Origin of the sequence: Candidatus Pelagibacter sp. HIMB1782, from assembly GCF_052047475.1 — a bacterium.
Lineage (GTDB): Bacteria > Pseudomonadota > Alphaproteobacteria > Pelagibacterales > Pelagibacteraceae > Pelagibacter.
Genome location: NZ_JBNAKE010000001.1, coordinates 582,515 through 604,078, shown reverse-complemented (window position 1 = coordinate 604,078; position 21,564 = coordinate 582,515). Strand labels below are relative to the sequence as shown.

Here is a 21,564-nt window from a genome sequence, read left to right as displayed (position 1 = left end):
AAACATTAATATTTTTTACATTGATTTTTATTTTTAAATACCCATACTAACTATCATGGCAATCCAAAAAGCTAAATTTTCAATTGGAGATATTGTTAAACACAAGCACTTCGAATTTAGAGGTGTTATTTATGATGTAGATTTCGAGTTTAACAATTCTGAGGAATGGTATCAGTCTATTCCAAAAAATGTTAGACCAAGAAAAGATCAGCCTTTTTATCATTTACTTGCTGAAAATGATGAAATTACTTACGAAGCCTATGTTTCAGAACAAAATCTTCTGATGGACGATTCAGACGAGCCTATTAAACATCCATTAATAGAGGAAATTTTTTCAGGTAAAAAAGGCTCAAGTTATTTCAAGCTTTCTAATTAGCTATCATTATTCAAACACATTTATTTCCAATCTAGGCCACACTAATTCTATAAAAATTATTCATATTCTGATCAAGAGTGTTAAAAGTTAATCTTTCTTTATTATCTCCCCCTCTTCATTCTTGATCAGATAATTTTTCTCAATAGTATTTTTAAAATAAATCCCTAAATTACAGATATGTTTAAACTTCTAGAGCCAAATAAAATTTTTCAAATTACTTCGAAGGCACCAAAATATGTTTTATTTTTATTTGTTGTCGTCTTATCTGTTGGATTAGTTGAAGCACTCATATTGTCTCCAGAAGATTACAAGCAGAGTGACGCTGTTAGAATTATGTATGTCCATGTTCCTGCTGCATGGATTTCTCTTGGAATTTTTTCTTCGATAACTGTTTTATCAATTTCAGGATTTATTTTTAAAAACAAAAATTTTTTTTTAATATCCAAAAGTCTAGCACCATCAGGTTTTGTTTTTAATATTATTGCTTTGGTAACAGGTTCCATTTGGGGGAAACCTACTTGGGGTACATGGTGGGCTTGGGATGCGAGGATTACTTCGATGTTAATTTTAGCTCTATTTTATGCTCTATACCTAATCTCTTGGAGAATTTATGAAAATGAAGAAAAAGTATTTAAAATTTCTACCTTTATTACCATTCTTGGAATTATTAATGTGCCAATAATTAAGTACTCTGTTGACTGGTGGAACACACTTCACCAACCTGCCTCAATAAATATCTTGTCTAAAAGCACAATTCATTCATCAATGCTTTATCCATTATTGATAATGACTGCGGCATTTGCTCTATTTTCGTTGTTAATTTTCTTAATGAAATATAATACAGAACTGATAAAAATTAAAAACAAAGGTTTAGATAGACTATGATTAACGACTTATTATTTATGAATGGATATGCAGTATACGTGTTATCTGCATTTGGTTTCACTTTATTAAGTTTCCTAAGTTTATATTTAGTAACAAAAGTTCAATTTATTAGAGAACAAAATAAATTTGTTGCTAAATTTGGATCACTTAACACTGAACAAGCTAATTCTGCAAAATCACAAAGAATAAATAAAGAAATTTTAGCTGACGCAACAAACAACTAATTTTTGATCGATGTATGGTCGAAAAGTTAAGTTAAGATTTCTATTTGTTTCGACTATTTTATTAATTTTAATATTAACTGTTTTTTTAGTTCTAAAATCTTTAGAAGAAAACGTAGTTTATTTTCAATCTCCTTCAGAGATTAAGTCATTAACTGAGCTGACAAATAATAAAATCAGAGTAGGTGGAATGGTTAAAAAAAATTCTATTAGTATGAATTCTAATGAAGTGAATTTTATTATTACAGATTTTAAAAATGAGATTAATGTTACTTATTCAGGCGCTGTCCCAAATTTATTTGAAGAAGGAAAGGGAGTTGTAGCCGAAGGTGTTTTGAAAGACAGAAATTTCTTTTCAGCAACAAAGATTTTAGCGAAGCATGATGAAAATTATATGCCACCAGAGGTTAAAGCTGCATTGGAGGAAAATTAATTGATTTATAGCGTTGTTGGATATTACGCACTAATTTTAGGATTAATTAGTGGTTCAATTTTGATTTATTTTTCAGTTCAAAATTTTAGAAATTCAGAAATTTTGGATACTAAAATATTATCATTTTCATTTTTACAATTATTTTTTGTTGTTATTAGTTTTTTTGGTTTAGTTTTATCTTTTGTAGTTTCAGATTTTAGTAATGAAACTGTATTTAATAATTCTCATACTACTAAACCTTTATTTTACAAAATTACGGGAACATGGGGAAATCATGAAGGTAGTTTGTTATTGTGGTTGTTGGTTTTAACATTATTTATTTTTATTTTTTTATTAAGAACAAATAATCAATCAATAAAATACAAAACTCTAACAACAATATTTCAGCAGATTATAATTATTGGTTTTTTTGTTTTTTTACTAAAAACTTCTAATCCATTTAATTACTTGTTCCCAATTCCTGAAGAAGGTTTAGGTTTAAATCCAATATTGCAAGATCCAGCATTAGCAATTCATCCACCTATTTTATATTTAGGCTATGTTGGTTCATCAATAATATTTTCTTCCGCATTAGCAGCCACAACTTTAAAAATGGTTTCGGGAAGCTGGGCAACTCATATAAAAAAATGGACTTTAGCTTCATGGATATTTTTGACTTTAGGAATTTTATTAGGTTCTATTTGGGCATATTATGAACTTGGTTGGGGAGGATTTTGGTTTTGGGATCCAGTTGAAAATGTATCTCTTATGCCTTGGTTGGCATTAACCACATTGTTACATTGTATATTGGTTTTAGAGAAAAAATCGATTTTAACTTCTTGGGTTATAATTTTATCTATCGCTACATTTACACTTAGTATGTGTGGAACTTTCTTAGTTAGATCAGGTATCCTTAATTCAGTTCATACTTTTGCAAACGACCCTGAAAGAGGTCTATTTATATTAATATTTTTGTTTGTTTTAATTTTTATTTCTTTATTTATTTTTTTCTTTTTTCATAAAGAGGATCAAAAGAATTCAATAAATCTTTTTTGGGTAAGTAAAGAAAGTGCAATTATATTGAATAATTGGTTCATGATGTATTTCTTATCTGTGGTTTTAATTGGTACAGTTTATCCAATTTTTTTAGATGTAATCTCTTCAGAAAAAATATCAGTCGGTCCACCGTTTTATCATAAACTAATTATCCCTTTCTTAATTCCATTTTTAATCGCTATGGCGATTGGACCTCAATTGAAATGGATTAAATCTAACTTAGAGAGTAAAAAAATTCTTATATTTTTATTATTTGTATCGATTTTAATATCTTATTTGATAGTTAAGAATTTTGATAAAAATTTACTTGTAAACACTATTTTAATCTCAAGTGCATTTTATTTGTTTTTTATTACTGTGAGGGATTTTTTTACAAAAAAATATAAAAACATTTCTCAAACTATTGCTCACTTTGGATTTAGTTTATTAATTTTAAGTATTTTATTTAATAATTTACTTTCTAGCGAAGTAATTACCAATCTTAAAATTGGTCAGAGTTATGAAAACTCAAAAATTAAAATTACACTTGAAGATGTAAACCAGAGAAGTGAAAAAAATTACAACTCAGTGGTAGCAAATTTTAAAATAATTTCTTCAGATGGAAAAATTAATAAAATGACTCCAGAGTTAAGAATTTACAATCAGCCAAATATAGTAACTAGCGAAGCTGATATTAAAACTTCTTTAATGAAAGATAAATTTATTGTCATAAACTTAGTGCAAAATCAGGAATATTTTAATGTTAGATATCAAGACAAACCTTTTATGCTTTGGATATGGGTATCAGTATTATTATTAAGTATTGGTGGAATATTAAGTTTTTTAAAAAAGAGAATATGAAAAATAAATTAATACCTTCAATAGTAGTAATAAGTTTTATAATTATTTTTTTAATATTTTATAAAGGTTTGCAAAATACAAATATTTATACTCCCAAGTCAGAAATAAAAAAAGATATTCCAAGTTTTTCTAGTATTAAATTTGATAGCAAAGAAAATGTAAATTCGTCAGAAATATTTAATTCAAATAAATTTTATTTATTAAACATATGGGCCTCGTGGTGTGTACCCTGTAGACAAGAACATTCTTATTTAATGAAATTAAGTGAAAACAATAAAGTAACTTTAATTGGACTAAATTATAAAGATAATTTTAATAATGCTCAAAATTTTCTAATAAAATTAGGAAATCCATACGAAACAATTTTATTAGATGAAGATGGTACAATTTCAATAGAGTGGGGGGCATATGGTGTGCCAGAAACTTTTTTGATTCATAAAAATAAAATAGTTGCAAAATACATTGGACCATTAAATGAAAAATTAATTAACGAAATTAACTCGATAATAAAATGAAAATTTTAAAAATTGCTTTAATTATTTTATTATTAATTCCAAAAATATCATTTGCTAGTGATCAGCTTGAAAGAAATAAGATTACGAAAAATTTAAGGTGTTTAATTTGTCAGGGTCAATCCGTTTATGATTCTGATTCAGATTTTGCAAATAGCATGAAAATTTTAGTTGATAAAAAACTTGAGGAAGGATTATCTGAAAACCAAATTTATGATTTTTTTAAAGAAAAATACGGAGAATGGATTTTGTATGATCCTGGTTTAAATAAAAATACTTATATTCTTTGGTTATTGCCAATATTGATATTTTTACTTGGAGGTGCAATAATCCTCAAAAAACTAAAATTTAAAAATTAATCCAAAATGCATTTAAAAAAAATTCTGATTTTACTTATATTTCTAGCGTTTCCGATTTCATCAAATGCAGAGGAAATTAAACAGAGAGATTTAAATACGGAGTTTAACGTTTATACTGGGATGTTTGATTTTAGTGACGATGGAAAAAAATCAGAATTAATTGGCTTTCAGCATCAAAATGAAAATTTAAATAGAGATACTTTTCTTGGAAATTTATCACCTATTACTGGTGCTCTTATAACTGCAGATAGTGCGGCTTATGTTTATACAGGAGTAGAAGCACAATATAAAATAGGTTCTTTAAATTTTAATCCAAGTTTTACTCCAGGATTATATCACGAAGGTGATGGAAAAGACTTAGGTCACGTTTTAGAATTTAAATCTGAGTTACAAATTTCTTTAGATATGTCTGAGAGCAGTCAATTTGGTTTTTCATATAATCATATATCTAATGCAAGTATAGGAGATAAAAATCCTGGGGCAAATAGTTATATGTTTAATTTCTTTAAAAGCTTCTAATACACTTTTATGAATTTAAATGATTGCTATAATTTTGATGACTTTAGAAAATTAGCCAAGAAAAAATTACCAGCACCAATATTTCATTATATTGATGGAGGTGCTGATGATGAAATAACTTTAAACAGAAATACAGACTCATTTAACGACTGTGATTTAGTTCCTAATATTTTGAATAGTGTTGGTGAACCTGATTTATCTACAACAGTTTTTGGTAGAAAAATTGATATGCCTCTATTTTTGTCTCCTACAGCGATGCAAAGTTTGTATGACCCAGAAGGTGATAAAGCTTCTGCTAGAGCAGCAGAAAAATTTAATACAATTTATAGTATGTCAACGATGGCATCATTCTCTATAGAAGAAGTTGCAAATATTTCCAGTGGTCCAAAACTATTTCAACTTTATATCCATAAGGATAAATCAATTACTGATGATTTAATTGATAGATGTAGCAGAGCAAATTTTGACGGTATGTGCATTACTGTTGATACATTAGTTGCAGGAAATAGAGAAAGAGATCATAGAACTGGTTTTACTACTCCACCTAAATTTACATTAGATAGTTTATTAAGTTTTGCCATGAGACCTGGTTGGGTTTTTAAATATTTTACTAATAAAAAATTTGAGTTAGCAAATATTAAAAACAAAACCGACAAAGGAACAAACATAGCTAAATCAGTAATGGATTATATTAATGAGCAATATGATCCAGCGATGAATTGGAAAGATGCAGAATACTGTATTAAAAAATGGAATAAACCAATGGCACTAAAAGGTGTGATGTCTGTTGAAGATGCAAAGAGAGCAATTGATATAGGCTGTACAGCGATAATGATATCTAATCATGGGGGAAGACAATTGGATGGATCGAGATCACCTTTTGATCAAGTTAAAGCAATTTCAGATGCAGTAGGTGATAAGTTAGAAATTATTCTAGATGGTGGAGTAAGAAGAGGAACGCATGTTTTAAAAGCTCTTGCAGCCGGCGCAACAGCTTGTAGTTTTGGAAAAGCATTTCTTTTTAGTTTAGGCGCTGGAGGACAACAAGGTGTTGAAAGATTACTAGAGAACATGCAAAAAGAAATTAGAAGAAATATGATTTTGATGGGCTGTAAATCTGTAAAAGATCTTGATCAATCAAAAATAATCTACAGAAATTAAGATAAATTAAGGAAATTCAAATTTTATCTTAATAGACAATTAACTTTATTTATGTATATTTTCCAACTTTATTATGAAACTAGCAGCGTCACTTGATAGACTTGGAACAGAAAGTGCTTTTTCAGTTTTAGCAGAAGCTAAAAAATTAGAAGCGCAAGGAAACCCAATGATACATCTTGGGTTGGGTCAGCCAGATTTTAAAACACCTAAACATGTAGTTGAAGCTGCAAAGAAAGCTTTAGATGATGGTCACCATGGCTATGTTCTTTCAAATGGAATTTTAGAGTGCAGACAAGCGGTTACTAGATGGATCAAGAAAAGATATAACGCTGAAGTAGATCCAGAAAGAATTATCATAATGCCAGGTGGTAAACCTACAATGCATTATGCTATACAGTGTTTTGGGGAGCCAGGAGCAGAAATTATTCATCCTACACCAGCTTTTCCTATTTATGAGTCTATGATTAATTATACAGGCTCTACTGCTGTACCTTACGATTTAACAGAAGATAAAGATTTAAAATTTAGTGCAGATAAAATTTTATCTTTAATCACTGAAAAGACTAGATTGTTAATTTTAATTAACCCTAACAACCCAACTGGAAGTTTTGTTGAGAAGTCTGAAATTGATAAATTAGCAGAGGGTTTAAAAAAACATCCGCATGTTACAATCCTAAGTGATGAAATTTACAGTAGACAAATATTTGACAATAAAGAAATGCCAACATTCTTTAATTATCCAGAGTTAAGAGACAGACTAATTGTTTTAGAAGGTTGGAGTAAAGCTTACTCAATGACAGGATGGAGACTTGGTTGGAGTTTTTGGCCAGAGAAATTAATTGAACATATAAATAAACTATTAATCAATAGTGTATCTTGTGTTAATGCTGCAGCTCAATTTGCAGGAATAGCAGCACTTGATGGACCAGACGATTCAATTGATTTGATGATGGAAAAATTCACACAAAGAAGAAAACTAATTCATGAAGGATTAAATAGTTTACCAGGAGTAGAATGCAGTTTGCCAGGGGGAGCATTTTACGCATTTCCAAAAGTTATAGGAACTGGAATGGATGGTTCAGAGTTTTGTAAAAGAGCTATGCATGAAGCGGGCGTTGCTATTGTCCCAGGCACAGCATTTGGAAAAACATGCAAAGATTACGTAAGATTTAGCTTTGCTGCATCTCAGGATAACATTTCTAACGCATTGGAAAATATCAAAAAAATGCTAGGTTAAGCTATGTCTGAAATAGCTTTGCCAAAAATTGATAGGTCTATTGTATCTAATAAATCTCAAATAGTAAAAAAACTATCAAGTTTAACTAACCCAGAAAATGTTTTAAGCGAAGCTGATGAATTGAGACCTTATGAAACTGATGCTCTTTCAGTTTATACCCAAACGCCTTTAGCTGTGGTCTTGCCTGAAAACACTAAAGAAGTTAGTGAAATTCTTAAATATTGTAATGAAGAAAATATCAAAGTAGTTCCAAGAGGTGCTGGTACAGGTTTATCTGGTGGAGCATTACCTTTGCAAGATGCCATCCTTTTAGGTTTAGGAAAATTTAATAAAATTTTAGAAATTGATTATGAGAATAAATGTGTGATCACTCAACCTGGTGTTACTAATTTAGGAATTACTCATGCTGTAGAACATAAGGGTTTTTATTATGCTCCAGATCCATCTAGTCAATTAGCATGCTCAATAGGTGGTAATGTGGCTGAAAATTCAGGAGGTGTTCATTCTTTAAAATATGGAACCACAACAAACAATATTTTAGGTGTAGAAATGGTAATGATGGATGGAACCATTTGTAAAATTGGAGGAAAATCTTTTGATCAAGAAGGGTATGACCTTATGGGATTAATTTGCGGTTCAGAAGGATTATTAGGCGTTGTTACTGAAGTAACTGTTAAGATTCTGAAAAAACCAGAAGTTGTTAAAGCAGCTTTAATTGGTTTTCCATCTATTAAAGAAGGAGGAGATGCAGCGTCTGAAATAATTTCAAGCGGAATAGTTCCAGCTGGAATGGAAATTATGGACAAAGCTCTTATTGAAGCAACAGATAATTTTAGCAAAGCTGGTTATCCAAGAGATGCCGAATTATTATTAATTGTTGAACTTGATGGAACAGAGTCAGAAGTAAATGAGTTGATTAAAAAAGTTGAGATAATTTGTAAAAAAAATAATTGTTCAAGTTTAAAATTAAGCAAAAATGAAAAAGAAAGACTATCTTTTTGGGCTGGAAGAAAAGCTGCTTTTCCAGCATGTGGTGCGATGGCCCCAGATTATTACTGTATGGATGGCTCAATACCTAGAGGTAAACTCGCAGAAGCTTTACTTGAAATAAAAAAACTTTCAGAAAAATATAATTTACCAGTGGCAAATTGCTTTCATGCAGGTGATGGAAATTTACATCCATTAATTATGTTTGATGGAAATGATAAAGAGCAGTTAAGAAAAACTGAAGAGTTTGGATCAGAAATATTAAAAACTTGCGTAAGACTTGGAGGAGTAATCACAGGAGAGCATGGAGTTGGTATTGAAAAAAGAGAACTTATGTGTGAGATGTTTAATGATAATGATATCCAACAACAGTTAGATATTAAAAAATCATTAGACGAAAAAAACTTGTTAAATCCTGGAAAAGTATATCCTATTCTTAGAAAGTGCGCGGAGGAAGGAAGGGTTCATGTCCATAAAAGCAAAGATAAATTCCCAGATCTTCCAAGATTCTAATAATATCTATTATCCAAAAAATGAAAGTGAAGTTTCAGAATTAATTAGAGAACTTTACAAAAAAGATTCTCCTACAGAAATAATAGGAAATAACTCTAAAAGCTTCATAGGAAATAAAGCTCAATCAGCAAATACAATGTCACTTTCGAAGTTAACAGGCATAATAGATTACAGACCTGAAGAATTGTATATTAAAGTAAAGGCTTGCACACCAATTGAAGAAGTTGAAAAAATACTTGATGAAAATAATCAGGAATTAGCCTTCGAGCCTATTGATTTTGGTTATATAAAAAATGGTGTATCTAACAAAGGAACTGTTGCAGGTTATTTATCTTGTAATTATGCAGGCTCAAGAAGGTTTAAAGTTGGAAGTGTTAGAGATCATGTTTTGGGTTTTAAAGGAGTAAACGGCAAAGGGGATCTTATCAAATCAGGTGGAACAGTAGTTAAAAATGTTACAGGTTATGATTTGTCAAAACTTATAGCTGGATCTTTTGGCACATTAGTAGCTTTAACAGAAATCACTTTAAAGGTTTTACCAAAAAAAGATTCATCAAATACAATAGCAATTTATATTGATAAATCTGAAGAGATTTTTGATTTATTTATTAAGTTATCAAGTTCAAGCAGTGAAATATCAGGAGCAGTGTATGTTCCTAACAAATCAAAGGATGATGATTTCTTAAAGAAAAAAAATTCTGTATTTAAATTTAATGATTTAAAATCAAATACTTCTTTTCTAGCTTTTAGAGTAGAAGGAGATAAAATTTCAATTAAGGAAAAAATTAAAAATTTAAGTAAAGAGCTTGAACTTGGTAAATTTGAAACTTCTACTTTAGATGTTTATCAATCAGAACCATTTTGGAAAAAAATTAATAATTTAGAAATTTTTGAGAACACAAAAAATAATTTAATCAGAATGGTTATTCCTCCAGCAAAAGGATCAAATTTATTAAAATTTTTAGATAATAAATATAAATATTTTGTGGATTGGTGTGGATCATTGTTTTGGATAGAAGTTGATGAACAAAAAGAAGAAAAAATAAAAGAGCTAAAAAAAATAGCTTTGGAAGCTGGGGGTTATTTAACTGTAATAAAAACCTCAGCAGATTATGATTATGGAGAATCAATTTTTACAGTTGATGATATACGTTTAATGATTTCAGAAAAAATTAAGAAAAGTTTTGATCCAAAAAGAATTTTAAACCCTGGAAAAATGTATAGAGGAATTTAATGCAGACAAAATTTACTGAACAGCAACTTAAAGACTCTGATAATTTTGCTACAGAAAAAGTATTTAAAAAGTGTGTTCATTGTGGAATGTGTAATGCTACTTGTCCTACACATCAGCTATTAGGTGATGAATTAGATGGTCCAAGAGGTAGAATTTATCTTATTAAAGACATGTTGGAAAATAACAGAAAACCAACTGAAAAAGTTGTTAAGCATATCGATCGTTGTCTTTCATGTTATAGCTGCATGACTACTTGTCCTGCTGGTGTGAATTACATGCACATCATAGATCATGGAAAAAAATATATTGAAAAAAATTATGAAAGATCTTTTTTTGATAAATTAATTAGATATTTTTTATCAATCACTTTACCAAATGTTAAAGTATTTAGACTTTCAAGTTTTTTTGTTAAATTGGCAATGCCATTCAAATTCTTGATGCCTACAAAGATTAAAGACATGATTGAATTAATGCCAACAACTTTTCCAAAAAAAACTTTACCTATTAAAGAGATTTATAAAGTTTCAGACAAGAAAAGAATAGCAAGAGTTGCATTATTAACTGGATGTGTACAAAAAGAAATTTCACCTCAAATAAATGAAGCAACAATCAGATTGTTAAATAGACATGGGGTTGAAGTCGTAGTTCCAAAAAAAATTCGTTGCTGTGGATCTTTAAATCACCATCTAGGAAAAGAAGAGGATGCTCACCAAGATTTTAAAAATAATATAAATACTTGGTATGATGAGCATCAAAAGGGAAATTTAGATGCAATTTTATCTAATACATCTGGTTGTGGTACTACCATGAAGGATTATGGTTTTATTTTTAGAGATGACAAAGAGTTAAGTAAAAAAGCCAAAGTCATATCAGATCTTACAAGAGATATTTCTGAATACATTTTTGAAAGTTTAAAGTTAAATATAAAATCTAAAGGAAAGAAATATAAAGTTGCTTATCACTCTGCATGTTCAATGCAGCACGGTCAAAAAGTTCATTCACAACCAATTTCATTACTTGAAAAAACTGATAATGAAATAATGGAAATTCCTCAAGGACACATTTGTTGTGGATCAGCAGGAACTTATAATATTTTACAATCAAAAATTGCAAAACAACTATTAAAAAATAAGGTAAATAACATAGAAAGTTTAAATCCTGACTTTATTTCAACAGGAAATATTGGTTGTATTACCCAAATTTCTCATGGTACTAAAGTCCCAATTTTACATACAATTGAAGTTTTGGATTGGTACACAGGCGGTCCCAAACCTGAAATTTTAAAATAGGGGTTTTATGAAAAAAATTTTAATTACAAGAAGACTGATCCGAGAGAGTGAAGATAAAGCATCAAAATTATTTGAAGCTAAATTTAATTCAAATGATGAACTTTATTCACAATCAAAAATTATTGAAATGAGTGAAGGATGTGATGGAATTTTATCATCTTTAACTGAAAAATTAGATGCTGATACAATAAATAAACTTCCAGATAGTATTAAAATAATTTCAAATTTTGCAGTTGGTTTTGGAAATATTGATTTAGATGCTGCTAAAAAAAGAGGTATTGCCGTAACTAATACCCCAGAAGTTTTGTCAGATGCTACAGCTGAGATAGGAATATTGCTTATATTAGGAGCTTGTCGAAGAGCGTCAGAAGGAATTGAATCTGCGCGTGAGGGTGGATGGAAATGGTCCGCAGATTATTTAATTGGAAAACAGTTAACAGGAACAAGACTAGGAATTTTAGGTATGGGTCGTATCGGTCAAAAAATTGCAAATATTGCTAAATCTTTAGGCATGGTTATTCATTATCATAATCGTTCAAAATTAAGTGAAGATAAAGAGCAGGGCGCAATTTATCATGACAGTATAAAAAGTCTTTTTTCAGTTTCAGATGTTTTATCTATCTGTTGCCCAGCTACAAAGGAAACAGAAAACCTAATAAATAAAGAGACAGTTGAGTATTTCCCTAAAGGTGCTGTGATAACAAATGTTGCTCGAGGTGATATAGTTGATGATGAAGCTTTGATTGATGCATTGAATAGAAGAAAAATTTATGCTGCAGGATTAGATGTTTATAAAAATGAACCAAACTTAAATCCTGGTTATTTAAAAATCCCGAGTGTTTTTGTTTTGCCTCATTTAGGAAGCGCTACAAAAGATACTAGAATTGCAATGGGAAATTTAGCAATAGACAATATAGAAGAATTTTTTAGAACTGGTAATTGCGTTAATAAAGTTAACTAAATTTTAATGAATAAACCTGTTCTAGCTAAATCAAAAGCTATTATAATTTTTTTAGTTTTTGCTTTAGGATATTTTATTTCTACTCTCTTAAGAGCAATAACTGCAACAATTTCACCTGAATTAGTAAATGAATTTAATCTTTCTGCGGGAGAGCTTGGATTATTGGGAGGTGGATATTTTCTAGGATTTGCAAGTGTACAAATCCCTTTAGGCTATATGCTAGACATGAGAGGTCCAAGAAAAATTGTTTCATACTTTTTATCATTAACCATTGTTGGTTTATTAATATTTGCTCTCGCTCAGAATTTTTTAACTCTTTTAGTATCTAGAATTATTATAGGAGTTGGTGTTGGAGCTTGTTTAATGGGGCCTTTGACAGCTTATCGGATTTGGTATCAAGATGAAACCCAACAACGTGCAAACTCATGGATGTTAATGGTCGGTGCAATTGGTATGTTGTCATCAAGTTTACCAGTTCAATTTTTTTTACCTATAATTGGTTGGAGAAATATATTTTTGCTTTTAGCTTTCATAACTTTGGTTTGTATAATTTTGATAATTATTTTTATTCCTCAGTGGACTTCAAAAGGTAGTCAGAAAAACGATGATGCAAAATTGAGTATTGTTTGGCAAAATCAATTCTTCAGAAGTGTTATTCCAATGGGCTTTTTTAGCACTGGAGGATTATTTGCTATCCAAACACTATGGGCTGGTCCTTGGATGATAAAAGTATCTGGGTATACACCAGAAGAAAGTGCAAAAGGGTTATTTTTAATTTATTTTTTTATGTTGCTATCATTTTTGATATGGGGCTATTTTGTTCCGAAATTTTCAAAGAACGTTAATGATGCAATCAGATTATTGAAATATGGTTCACCATTAAGTTTATTGGTATTGGGTGTAATTATTTATCTAGGTCCAAATACAGATTCAATTCATTGGGCATTATTCATAGTTTCAGCTGTATTTTTGTCCTTAATTCAGCCAGCAGTTGGGATGGCTTTCTCTGTATCTAATGCAGGCAAAGCTCTAACTTCTTATAATTTGTTAATATTTATAGGTGCTTTTTTTCTGCAATGGATAATCGGCCTTATTATAGATTTAGGATTAAGTTTAAATTATTCTGAAATAACTTCATTTCAATTAGCAATGTCTTTTGTACTAGTTACGTCTTTAACTTCTTATTTATATTTTTTAGTAAAAAATAATTAATTTAGATGCTTATAAATTGTAGTTCTAGATACACCTAATTTTCTTGATGCTGCAGAAATATTATTAGTTTCACTAAAAGTAGATCTAATTAGAATACACTTTTCTCTTTTAATTTTTGTATCCTCGCAATTTTTACAAGCGTTAGTTTTGTTTTGTTTGCCAGTTTCTATAAATTTACTTTCTTTAAAATTTTGACTTTTGACCACAAAAACAGATGAACCTAAATGATCTGTTATCTTTAGAGTTTTATTATTTAAGATATCTGACGCAATTGATGAAAATGAAGTTGTAAAAATTTTATTAAAATTTTCATTTTTCAAATCAACTAGTCCGTTAAGCATAATTTTTGCATTGTTATTTGCACCCACAATTAATCCATCCCCATTTATTGCCAGCATCCCAACACTAGTTGTAGTTAGATATTCTTGTCTTGGGTGAAAAGAAATAATTAATTCGTTTTCAAACTTTTTAATAAATAATTTGGTTTCAATACTTCTAGTAGCAAGTCTTACTAAAGCTAGTGTATGTTGTTCTCTGGACATCGAGTCTGTTGAAGCATCTATAATACCAATAATTTTACCATCATAATTTATAATTGGACTTGCAAAGCACGATATATTTTCATGAGCAGTAAAAAAGTGTTCTTTACCTGAAACGATAGTTGGTTTTTTTAGTTCAACAGATAATCCAAGACCATTTGTTCCACAAATTTTTTCTGCCCAAATTGATCCTGGTATTACTGTTTTACCAACGTCAGTTTGTAAACAAGATTTGTCATAAATTGTATCTAAGACTAATCCTTTCTCATCTGAGTAAGCTACCATAAAATTTGTTCCCGCTATTTGGGAATAAAGAAGTTCTAGTTCAGGAATAATTATTCTTCTGATAGATTCATTTCGCTCTTTTATTTCTTTTAGTTCGATTGATGAAATTACACTTTGTTTAGGATCATTAAATGGATCAAGGCCTTCACTGATACATCTTAACCAACTTTCGTTAATATCTTTTCCCATCTCATAAGAGCTCATATTCCTTTTATGTAGGATATTTCTAAGTTCGCGGTTTGAGTGACTTAAGTTTGACATTTTAAAAGTTTATTTGTTTTTTTAGATACAACAACCAACCACAGGTTGTAATTGTTAACTTTCTGTACATATAAAGATGCCGTTGACTCCATTCTACATCAGAACTTTAATAGTGTTACTGAAATATTAAAGGAGAGATAATAATGAAAGCACAGGTTTTGCATAAATACGACCCTGAAATGAAAGAAAAGGTCTGGGTCACAGGTGAGGAGATGCCAGATCCTAAAATTGAAAAGGCGTCAGACGTTATAGTTAAAATTGGTGCTGCAGGAGTTTGCAGAACTGATTTACATATTATTGAAGGAGTATGGAAACACATCCAAGATCCAGATGGAAAATTATTACCATGCGTAATGGGACATGAAAATGCTGGTTGGGTAGAAGATGTAGGTTCAGACGTTACTGAATTTAAAAAGGGTGATCCTGTAATATTACACCCACTTATTTCTGGAACAGGAGGAACTTGTTTAGATTGCAGAAGAGGTAATGATATGCATGCTGAAGCAGGCGCATTTCCTGGATTAAGTATTAAAGAAGGTGGCTACGCTGAACTATTAAAAACTAGCGTTAGAAATCTAATTAAACTTCCAAAAGTATTAGCGCCTAAAGATGTTGCACCTTTTTCAGATGCAGGTCTTACAGCTTATAGAGTGGTAAAAAAAGCAACAAGACATTTGCTACCTGGTCAGAGTTGTACAATTATTGGTGCAGGAGGTTTAGGTCACATCGCTATTCAATGTTTAAAAGCTATGTGTGCAGCAGATATTATTATTGTTGAAAAATCTGAAGCAGCATTGAAACATGCAATGGAACTTGGTGGTGACCACGGAGTTTTAATTGATGGAAACGAAATTGAAAAAGTTCAAGAACTAACAAAAGGAAAAGGTTCTGAAGCTGTAATTGATTTCGTAGGTGAAAAAGGATCTACTGCCATGGGAATTCAAATGACTTCTAATGGTGGTTTTTACTACATAGTTGGATATGGAGAAGAAATTAAATCACTTGCAGTAGATTTAATTATTTCTGAGAAAACAATTGTAGGTAATTTAGTGGGAACGTGGTCTGAATTATATGAATTAATGGAGTTAGCTGACAGAGGTAAAGTTAAGCTCTCTATGCAGGAGTATAGTTTAGACGATGCTAATAAAGCGCTTCATGATCTTAACGATGGTAAGGTTAAGGGACGAGCTGTTTTAGTTCCGTAAAAAAAAAAGAGAGGTGATAATGAAAATAATAAAAACCTGCTTAACGGCTGTAATATCAAGTATGATGATATTTAGCCCTATGGCATATGCTGATAAGTGGAGTGATCAATTCCCACATATCAAAGCAACAGGAGATATTCCAGGTGATTGTTCTTATGAGGAAATGTCTAAGAAAAATTACAAAGGAAAAACTCTTAAAATAAATACTCACGCAATTCCAGTAATGGGAGAGCCAACAGCTCTTCATGCTGAACAGTTTGAAAAATTAACTGGAGCTAAAGTTGAAGTTACTCATACACCAGCAGGTGATTTGTATTCTAAAGCAATGGTTCCTTTTCAAGCTGGACAAGCACCTTACGATATTGTGTTTGGATTTTCTAACTTTATCAATGACTGGAAAAGATATTTAGCACCAGTTCCTAAGAAGTATATGAACTCAACAGAGATGAAAGACGTAACTAAATCTCATATGGGTGTATCATCTTGGGATGGAACTATGTACCAGTATCCAGTTGATGGTGACAGACACTATCTAAAATATAGAAAAGACGTCATTGATAATCCTGAAATGCAAAAAAAATATAAAGCAGAAACAGGAAAAGATCTAAAAGTTCCAACAACTTGGAAAGAATATGCTGAGATGGCAAAATTCTTTAATGGTTGGGACTGGGATGGAGATGGTGAGTTAGAATATGGTTCAGCTGAAGTTATGAAAAAAGACGACTTAATGTTCGCAGCTTTTTTCAGCAGATCAGTTGCATATGCTAAAAATCCAAGAACTCCAGGTGGTTTCTTTTTTGATTTAGAAACTATGAAACCAAACATTAATAATCCAGGTTTCGTTGAAGCTTTAACTGATTGGGTTGAAGCTACTAAATATGTTCCTCCAGGGGGAACTAACTTTGGTCTAGGTGACGAAATTGGATCATTTGGTGGTGGACAAACTTTATTTAGTTTTTCATGGGATGATGCATTTATTGCAGCGATGCAAGATGACAGCCCTATTAAAAACAAAGTAGGTGCAGCTCCTCTTCCAGGTGCCAACAAAGTTTGGAACAGAGTTTCAAATAGTTGGGAAAACCAATACAACCAAGCTCCTTACATTGTTTGGGGTTGGGCAGTTGGTGTTGCTAAGAAAAGTAAAGTAAAAGATATGGCGTTTGATTATCTTTGCTTCTTCTCAAATGGAGCAAACCACCAAGCTGACTTAGCAATTGGTAGATTTGGTGTTAACCCTTTCAAAAACTCTGACTTCGACCCTAATATTTACATTAATAGTATGGGTTGGGATCCAGAGATCGCTAACAGTTACACTCAAACACTTTTAGACATGGAGAAAAGTCAAAATAGAGTTTTCCCTTTAAGAGTTCCAGGTGTATTTGAGTTTACAAGTGCTGTCGCTACAGGAACTTCTAAAGCTTTAGCAGGACAATTGTCTCCTCAAGAAGCATTAGACGAAGTTGCTAAAGAGTGGGAAGCAATTGTAAGCAGAGTAGGTAAAAAAGCAGTAAGAGATGCCTACGCTGTTGGTGTTAAAATGGAAGACAACCAACTATAATAATACTTAATTTATGTGGCCATTTATTAAAATGGCCACATATAAAAAAAATAATATAATCCAACTTTATAAATGAACTTTAAGCATAAATATTTCTTTCTGTTTCCAGGTCTATTTGTACTGATTGGAATTTTAATTTTTCCAATTATTTTTGTAGTTCGATTAAGTTTATCTGGATGGAATAGTTATAATCCAGGTTTAGATTTTATAGGTATAGAAAACTATATCCGTCTATTTACAGATGACCCAAGATTTTGGGAGTCTTTTTTTAGATTAAGTTTTTTGTCTGTTACAACAGTAATTCTCCAGTATGTGATTGGATTTGCTCTTGCACATATGGTTTGGAAAGACATCAAATTTAAAAGATTTTTTAGAGTTTTATTTTTAGTTCCAATGATGACAACTCCAGTAATTATGACTGTTATTTGGAGAACTTTTTTTCATGAGTCTTTAGGACCTGTTAATGATATTTTATCTAATTTTGGTTTATCTCCCAAATGGTTAACAGACCCAGCTTTAGCTAAATTTACAGTAATTATAGTTGAGGTTTGGCAGTGGACACCGTTTATGTTTCTACTTTTATTAGCGGGTTTATTGTCATTACCTAAAGAACCATTTTTGGCTGCTGCGATTGATGGAGCTAGTCCAGTAAGAAAATTTATTTATGTAACTTTCCCACTAATGGCGCCTATATCAATTGGTGCAATAATTATTAGATTAATTGAGGCATCAAAAATTATGGATACCGTTTATGTCCTAACATCAGGAGGGCCAGGTACCTCTACAGAAACGTCAAGTTTTTATATTTTTATTAAAGGATTAAGAGAGTTTCAAATGGGATACGCAGCTTCGATGTCTTTTACTTACTTAATTATTATGATCATAAGTTTAACAATTATTGCAAAGGTTTTAACTAAATTACTTTTAAAAGAATAAATTATGAGCAAGCTTTATACATTTTTAAAATATTTTTTTATTGTCTTTTGGGCAGTCTTTGTTGTTGCTCCTTTTCTTTGGGCCTTAACTACATCGTTTAAAGATTTTCAATCTGTAAATGGTGGAGTTACGTATATACCATGGGTAGACTTTGAACCTAATTTAGAGGGTTGGAAAGTTTTGATAAAGTCTCCAGCTAAAGGTGGAGTTGATATAGTAGAACCTTATTTCAATAGTTTATTTGTAACCTGTACTGCAAGTTTAATTAGTATAATTCTTGGCACATTGTCAGCTTATGCTTTATCCAGATACACCTTTAAAGCAGGCTTTGTAAAAAACAATGACATTACATTTTTCTTTATTTCTCAAAGAATTATGCCACCAATTGTTTTATCAATTCCATTTTTTTTGTTTTTAAGTTCAATTAATTTATTAGATAGCCTCATAGGATTGATTGTAGTTTATATTGTTTTACTGATGCCTATTGCAGTTTGGATTATGGTTGATTTCTTTAATAAAGTTCCAAGAGAGATTGATGAAACAGCTTTGATTGATGGATGTAATCCTTATCAAGCTTTCTTAAAAGTGGTGCTACCAAACTCAATACCAGGATTAATTGTTGCTGGTATGTTTTGTATTATTTTTGGATGGATAGACTTTTTCTTTGCATTCATTTTAACTTTCACAGAAGTACAGTTATTACCGGTAAAAATTGTTGCTTTGAACTCATCTGTTACTCCATGGTGGAGCTTATCAGCATCTGCTCTGGTTTCAGTTGCACCATTAATTATAGTAGCCTTCATAGTTGAGAGATATCTATCTAAAGGAAATCTATCAGGAGCAATTAAATAATGAATTTAATTGCTAACAACTTAACATTTAAACCAAGTGAAGAGTATCACCTAAACGAAGTGTCTTTTAATTTTAAAGAGGGGAATTTATACACAATTCTTGGAAGAACTTTATCAGGTAAAACAACTTTATTAAAAACTATAGCTGGACTTTTAACTCCAGATAGTGGTGCTATCGAATTTGATGGTAAGGATTTTTTAAAGGTTCCAGTTTGGCAAAGAAATGTAGCTATGGTGTATCAACAATTTATTAATTATCCTCATTTAAATGTATTTGAAAATATTGCTTTTCCTTTGAGACAAAGAAAAATCGATAATGAAGAAATCAAAAGTAAAGTAATGGAGTCTTTAAAATCAGTTGGGTTAGTTGGCTATGAAAACAGAAAAATACAGGAGTTGTCTGGTGGTCAGCAACAACGTGTCTCTCTGGCAAGATCATTAGTTAAAAATGCTAAAATATTATTGCTAGATGAACCTTTAGTTAATTTAGATTACAAATTGAGAGAACAGCTTAGAGAGGAATTTAAGAGTTTGTTTTCAAAAGGTTTAGCAGATGAAACTATCTTAATTTATTCTACTACAGACCCAAGAGAAACCATGGAATTAAATGGAGAAGTAATTGTTCTAGATGAAGGCAAAGTGCTACAAGTAGGTCCAGCAAAAGAAATATTTGAGAACCCTAGTTCTTTAAAAGTTGCTGAAATTTCTAACGACCCACCTATGAATATTATTGAAGCAGAAATATCTAATGAGCAAATAAGATTTGAAGGTATTGAAATTAAAGCGCCCAATCATTTATCAAAGTTAACAGATAGCGGGTTAAAGATTGGTTTAAGATCTTCAGACATTGAACTTAATGAAAATGGTCATGAATTTGAAGTTGAGCTTGCTGAAATTAGTGGTTCTGAAACTTTACTCCATTTAAAAAGAGGAACTATAAAAATTATTATTTCTATAGAAGAGGTTTTGAATTTTAAAATTCATGACAAGATTAAAATAGATTTTAAAATAGATAGAGCTTACGCCTTTGCTGCTGATGGTAAATTAGCATCCTCACCATTTGGAGGAAACAATGGCTAAAATTGATTTAAGTAATATCTCACATTCTTACAATCCAAATGATCCAAATCCAGTTTATGCATTAAATCCATTTTCGATGACTTGGGAGAATGGAAATAGATACGCAATCTTAGGTCCTTCTGGATGTGGAAAAACAACAATGTTAAATATTGTTTCTGGATTAGTAAGACCATCAGCTGGAAAAATATTATTTGATGATAAGGATGTTACAGATTTAAAAACAGAAGAAAGAAATATTGCTCAAGTTTTTCAGTTTCCAGTAATTTATAACACCATGACAGTTTTTGAAAATCTTGCTTTTCCATTAAAGTGCAGAGATTTTTCAAAAGCCAAAATAGATGAAAGAGTCAACTCTGTTGCAGAAACTTTAAATTTAAAATCTTTTTTAAACTCTCCTGCGCGAAAATTAACAGCAGATCAAAAACAATTAATATCTTTAGGAAGAGGTTTGGTACGAGAAGATGTTGCTGCAGTTTTAATGGATGAGCCTTTGACTGTTATTGATCCTGATTTAAAATTTAGATTGAGAAGAAACTTAAAAGAAATAAACGAACAATACAAAACAACTTTAGTTTATGTAACACATGATCAAAACGAAGCCATGACATTTGCAGATAATATAATTGTGATGAGCGAAGGAGAAGTTGTACAAACAGGTTCACCCAAAGAATTATTTGAAAGACCTAATACAACTTTTGTTGGTTACTTTATTGGTTCACCTGCTATGAATTTATTTGATAGTGAAGCAACTTCAGAAAATACTGTTAAAATAAATAATACAGTAATTAAGACGAATACAAACTTGTCTAATTTAAAAAGTAAAAATATAAAATTAGGAATTAGATCTGAGTTTATTAAAATTGCAAAAAATCAAAGTGAAAATCTTGTTGATGTAAATGTTCAAAAAGTTGAAGATTTTGGAAATTACAAATTGATTACTGCAAGAATGGATAATTTTGAAATTAAGTCTAAGGTTAATAGAGAAACTGAAATTCCAGGTGAAAAAATTAAACTTCACATACCAGCTGAAAAGTGCTGTATTTACGAAAATAATAAATTAATTTAAGTTTTAAAT

The 21,564-nt window shown here is 30.5% G+C and carries 22 protein-coding genes; 21 read left to right on the top strand and 1 reads right to left on the bottom strand.

Going from position 1 to position 21,564, the window contains the following annotated elements; genetic code table 11:
• The first annotated feature begins 55 nt into the window (after window positions 1-55).
• The 15 genes from hspQ (at window position 56) to ACTTAO_RS03060 (ending at window position 13,774) form a co-directional block, all read left to right on the top strand.
• Window positions 56-376, top strand: a complete 321-nt coding sequence (gene hspQ / locus ACTTAO_RS03130; RefSeq protein WP_262589942.1) for a heat shock protein HspQ — start codon at window positions 56-58, stop codon at window positions 374-376.
• Window positions 377-553: 177 nt separating this feature from the next.
• Window positions 554-1,261, top strand: coding sequence for a heme ABC transporter permease CcmC (gene ccmC, locus ACTTAO_RS03125; protein WP_440690851.1), 708 nt, complete (start codon window positions 554-556; stop codon window positions 1,259-1,261).
• Window positions 1,258-1,485 carry a heme exporter protein CcmD gene (locus ACTTAO_RS03120; RefSeq protein ID WP_440650833.1) on the top strand — a complete coding sequence of 76 codons (228 nt, stop codon included), beginning with the start codon at window positions 1,258-1,260 and terminating at the stop codon, window positions 1,483-1,485. The genes ccmC and ACTTAO_RS03120 overlap by 4 nt, the downstream gene beginning before the upstream one ends.
• Before the next feature lie 10 nt (window positions 1,486-1,495).
• Complete coding sequence (ccmE, locus tag ACTTAO_RS03115; protein WP_262589939.1) at window positions 1,496-1,915, top strand: cytochrome c maturation protein CcmE; 420 nt, start codon at window positions 1,496-1,498, stop codon at window positions 1,913-1,915.
• Window positions 1,916-3,790: a heme lyase CcmF/NrfE family subunit gene (locus ACTTAO_RS03110; protein WP_440690850.1), complete on the top strand. Its 1,875-nt coding sequence runs from the start codon at window positions 1,916-1,918 to the stop codon at window positions 3,788-3,790.
• Complete coding sequence (locus tag ACTTAO_RS03105) at window positions 3,787-4,305, top strand: DsbE family thiol:disulfide interchange protein (protein WP_440690849.1); 519 nt, start codon at window positions 3,787-3,789, stop codon at window positions 4,303-4,305. The genes ACTTAO_RS03110 and ACTTAO_RS03105 overlap by 4 nt, the downstream gene beginning before the upstream one ends.
• Window positions 4,302-4,661 (top strand): cytochrome c-type biogenesis protein, encoded by a 360-nt coding sequence (locus tag ACTTAO_RS03100; protein WP_440619104.1) that lies wholly within the window; start codon window positions 4,302-4,304, stop codon window positions 4,659-4,661. The genes ACTTAO_RS03105 and ACTTAO_RS03100 overlap by 4 nt, the downstream gene beginning before the upstream one ends.
• 6 nt (window positions 4,662-4,667) lie before the next feature.
• On the top strand, window positions 4,668-5,180 hold the full coding sequence (locus ACTTAO_RS03095; protein ID WP_440613658.1) for an acyloxyacyl hydrolase: 513 nt from the start codon (window positions 4,668-4,670) through the stop codon (window positions 5,178-5,180).
• 9 nt (window positions 5,181-5,189) lie between these two features.
• The gene (locus ACTTAO_RS03090) at window positions 5,190-6,341 is read left to right on the top strand and encodes an alpha-hydroxy acid oxidase (RefSeq protein ID WP_440690848.1); all 1,152 of its coding nucleotides are present in this window, start codon (window positions 5,190-5,192) and stop codon (window positions 6,339-6,341) included.
• Window positions 6,342-6,414: 73 nt separating this feature from the next.
• On the top strand, window positions 6,415-7,578 hold the full coding sequence (locus tag ACTTAO_RS03085) for a pyridoxal phosphate-dependent aminotransferase (RefSeq protein WP_440690847.1): 1,164 nt from the start codon (window positions 6,415-6,417) through the stop codon (window positions 7,576-7,578).
• Between the two features lie 3 nt (window positions 7,579-7,581).
• Window positions 7,582-9,078, top strand: coding sequence for an FAD-linked oxidase C-terminal domain-containing protein (locus ACTTAO_RS03080; protein ID WP_440635392.1), 1,497 nt, complete (start codon window positions 7,582-7,584; stop codon window positions 9,076-9,078).
• Window positions 9,032-10,312 (top strand): FAD-binding protein, encoded by a 1,281-nt coding sequence (locus ACTTAO_RS03075; RefSeq protein ID WP_440650842.1) that lies wholly within the window; start codon window positions 9,032-9,034, stop codon window positions 10,310-10,312. The genes ACTTAO_RS03080 and ACTTAO_RS03075 overlap by 47 nt, the downstream gene beginning before the upstream one ends.
• Complete coding sequence (gene glcF / locus ACTTAO_RS03070; RefSeq protein WP_440650843.1) at window positions 10,312-11,601, top strand: glycolate oxidase subunit GlcF; 1,290 nt, start codon at window positions 10,312-10,314, stop codon at window positions 11,599-11,601. The genes ACTTAO_RS03075 and glcF overlap by 1 nt, the downstream gene beginning before the upstream one ends.
• Window positions 11,602-11,608: 7 nt before the next feature.
• Window positions 11,609-12,562: a 2-hydroxyacid dehydrogenase gene (locus tag ACTTAO_RS03065; protein WP_075505843.1), complete on the top strand. Its 954-nt coding sequence runs from the start codon at window positions 11,609-11,611 to the stop codon at window positions 12,560-12,562.
• A gap of 6 nt (window positions 12,563-12,568) precedes the next feature.
• On the top strand, window positions 12,569-13,774 hold the full coding sequence (locus ACTTAO_RS03060; RefSeq protein ID WP_440690846.1) for an MFS transporter: 1,206 nt from the start codon (window positions 12,569-12,571) through the stop codon (window positions 13,772-13,774).
• Here ACTTAO_RS03060 and ACTTAO_RS03055 read toward each other — a convergent pair.
• A complete protein-coding gene (locus tag ACTTAO_RS03055; protein WP_440690845.1) occupies window positions 13,771-14,802 on the bottom strand; it encodes a GAF domain-containing protein in 1,032 nt (343 codons plus the stop codon). The two genes, ACTTAO_RS03060 and ACTTAO_RS03055, sit on opposite strands and share 4 nt — an antisense overlap.
• 200 nt (window positions 14,803-15,002) lie before the next feature.
• Between ACTTAO_RS03055 and ACTTAO_RS03050 the strand changes: the two genes are divergently transcribed.
• From ACTTAO_RS03050 to ACTTAO_RS03025, 6 genes are all read left to right on the top strand, one after another.
• Window positions 15,003-16,064, top strand: coding sequence for an NAD(P)-dependent alcohol dehydrogenase (locus ACTTAO_RS03050; protein WP_262589926.1), 1,062 nt, complete (start codon window positions 15,003-15,005; stop codon window positions 16,062-16,064).
• A gap of 19 nt (window positions 16,065-16,083) precedes the next feature.
• Window positions 16,084-17,622 (top strand): extracellular solute-binding protein, encoded by a 1,539-nt coding sequence (locus tag ACTTAO_RS03045; protein WP_440635396.1) that lies wholly within the window; start codon window positions 16,084-16,086, stop codon window positions 17,620-17,622.
• Between the two features lie 72 nt (window positions 17,623-17,694).
• The gene (locus tag ACTTAO_RS03040) at window positions 17,695-18,558 is read left to right on the top strand and encodes a carbohydrate ABC transporter permease (protein ID WP_075505839.1); all 864 of its coding nucleotides are present in this window, start codon (window positions 17,695-17,697) and stop codon (window positions 18,556-18,558) included.
• A gap of 3 nt (window positions 18,559-18,561) precedes the next feature.
• Complete coding sequence (locus ACTTAO_RS03035) at window positions 18,562-19,410, top strand: carbohydrate ABC transporter permease (RefSeq protein WP_440633108.1); 849 nt, start codon at window positions 18,562-18,564, stop codon at window positions 19,408-19,410.
• Entirely contained in the window at window positions 19,410-20,489 is a 1,080-nt protein-coding gene (locus ACTTAO_RS03030; protein ID WP_440690844.1) for an ABC transporter ATP-binding protein, read from the top strand. The genes ACTTAO_RS03035 and ACTTAO_RS03030 overlap by 1 nt, the downstream gene beginning before the upstream one ends.
• On the top strand, window positions 20,482-21,555 hold the full coding sequence (locus tag ACTTAO_RS03025) for an ABC transporter ATP-binding protein (RefSeq protein WP_440690843.1): 1,074 nt from the start codon (window positions 20,482-20,484) through the stop codon (window positions 21,553-21,555). The genes ACTTAO_RS03030 and ACTTAO_RS03025 overlap by 8 nt, the downstream gene beginning before the upstream one ends.
• Window positions 21,556-21,564 lie beyond the last annotated feature (9 nt).

Bases quoted from the DNA above. Each gene is read 5' to 3' on its own strand.
- hspQ (WP_262589942.1), top strand. From the start codon at position 56: ATGGCAATCCAAAAAGCTAAATTTTCAATTGGAGATATTGTTAAACAC.
- ccmC (WP_440690851.1), top strand. From the start codon at position 554: ATGTTTAAACTTCTAGAGCCAAATAAAATTTTTCAAATTACTTCGAAG.
- ACTTAO_RS03120 (WP_440650833.1), top strand. From the start codon at position 1,258: ATGATTAACGACTTATTATTTATGAATGGATATGCAGTATACGTGTTA.
- ccmE (WP_262589939.1), top strand. From the start codon at position 1,496: ATGTATGGTCGAAAAGTTAAGTTAAGATTTCTATTTGTTTCGACTATT.
- ACTTAO_RS03105 (WP_440690849.1), top strand. From the start codon at position 3,787: ATGAAAAATAAATTAATACCTTCAATAGTAGTAATAAGTTTTATAATT.
- ACTTAO_RS03100 (WP_440619104.1), top strand. From the start codon at position 4,302: ATGAAAATTTTAAAAATTGCTTTAATTATTTTATTATTAATTCCAAAA.
- ACTTAO_RS03095 (WP_440613658.1), top strand. From the start codon at position 4,668: ATGCATTTAAAAAAAATTCTGATTTTACTTATATTTCTAGCGTTTCCG.
- ACTTAO_RS03090 (WP_440690848.1), top strand. From the start codon at position 5,190: ATGAATTTAAATGATTGCTATAATTTTGATGACTTTAGAAAATTAGCC.
- ACTTAO_RS03085 (WP_440690847.1), top strand. From the start codon at position 6,415: ATGAAACTAGCAGCGTCACTTGATAGACTTGGAACAGAAAGTGCTTTT.
- ACTTAO_RS03080 (WP_440635392.1), top strand. From the start codon at position 7,582: ATGTCTGAAATAGCTTTGCCAAAAATTGATAGGTCTATTGTATCTAAT.
- ACTTAO_RS03075 (WP_440650842.1), top strand. From the start codon at position 9,032: ATGTCCATAAAAGCAAAGATAAATTCCCAGATCTTCCAAGATTCTAAT.
- glcF (WP_440650843.1), top strand. From the start codon at position 10,312: ATGCAGACAAAATTTACTGAACAGCAACTTAAAGACTCTGATAATTTT.
- ACTTAO_RS03065 (WP_075505843.1), top strand. From the start codon at position 11,609: ATGAAAAAAATTTTAATTACAAGAAGACTGATCCGAGAGAGTGAAGAT.
- ACTTAO_RS03060 (WP_440690846.1), top strand. From the start codon at position 12,569: ATGAATAAACCTGTTCTAGCTAAATCAAAAGCTATTATAATTTTTTTA.
- ACTTAO_RS03055 (WP_440690845.1), bottom strand. From the start codon at position 14,802: ATGAGCTCTTATGAGATGGGAAAAGATATTAACGAAAGTTGGTTAAGA.
- ACTTAO_RS03050 (WP_262589926.1), top strand. From the start codon at position 15,003: ATGAAAGCACAGGTTTTGCATAAATACGACCCTGAAATGAAAGAAAAG.
- ACTTAO_RS03045 (WP_440635396.1), top strand. From the start codon at position 16,084: ATGAAAATAATAAAAACCTGCTTAACGGCTGTAATATCAAGTATGATG.
- ACTTAO_RS03040 (WP_075505839.1), top strand. From the start codon at position 17,695: ATGAACTTTAAGCATAAATATTTCTTTCTGTTTCCAGGTCTATTTGTA.
- ACTTAO_RS03035 (WP_440633108.1), top strand. From the start codon at position 18,562: ATGAGCAAGCTTTATACATTTTTAAAATATTTTTTTATTGTCTTTTGG.
- ACTTAO_RS03030 (WP_440690844.1), top strand. From the start codon at position 19,410: ATGAATTTAATTGCTAACAACTTAACATTTAAACCAAGTGAAGAGTAT.
- ACTTAO_RS03025 (WP_440690843.1), top strand. From the start codon at position 20,482: ATGGCTAAAATTGATTTAAGTAATATCTCACATTCTTACAATCCAAAT.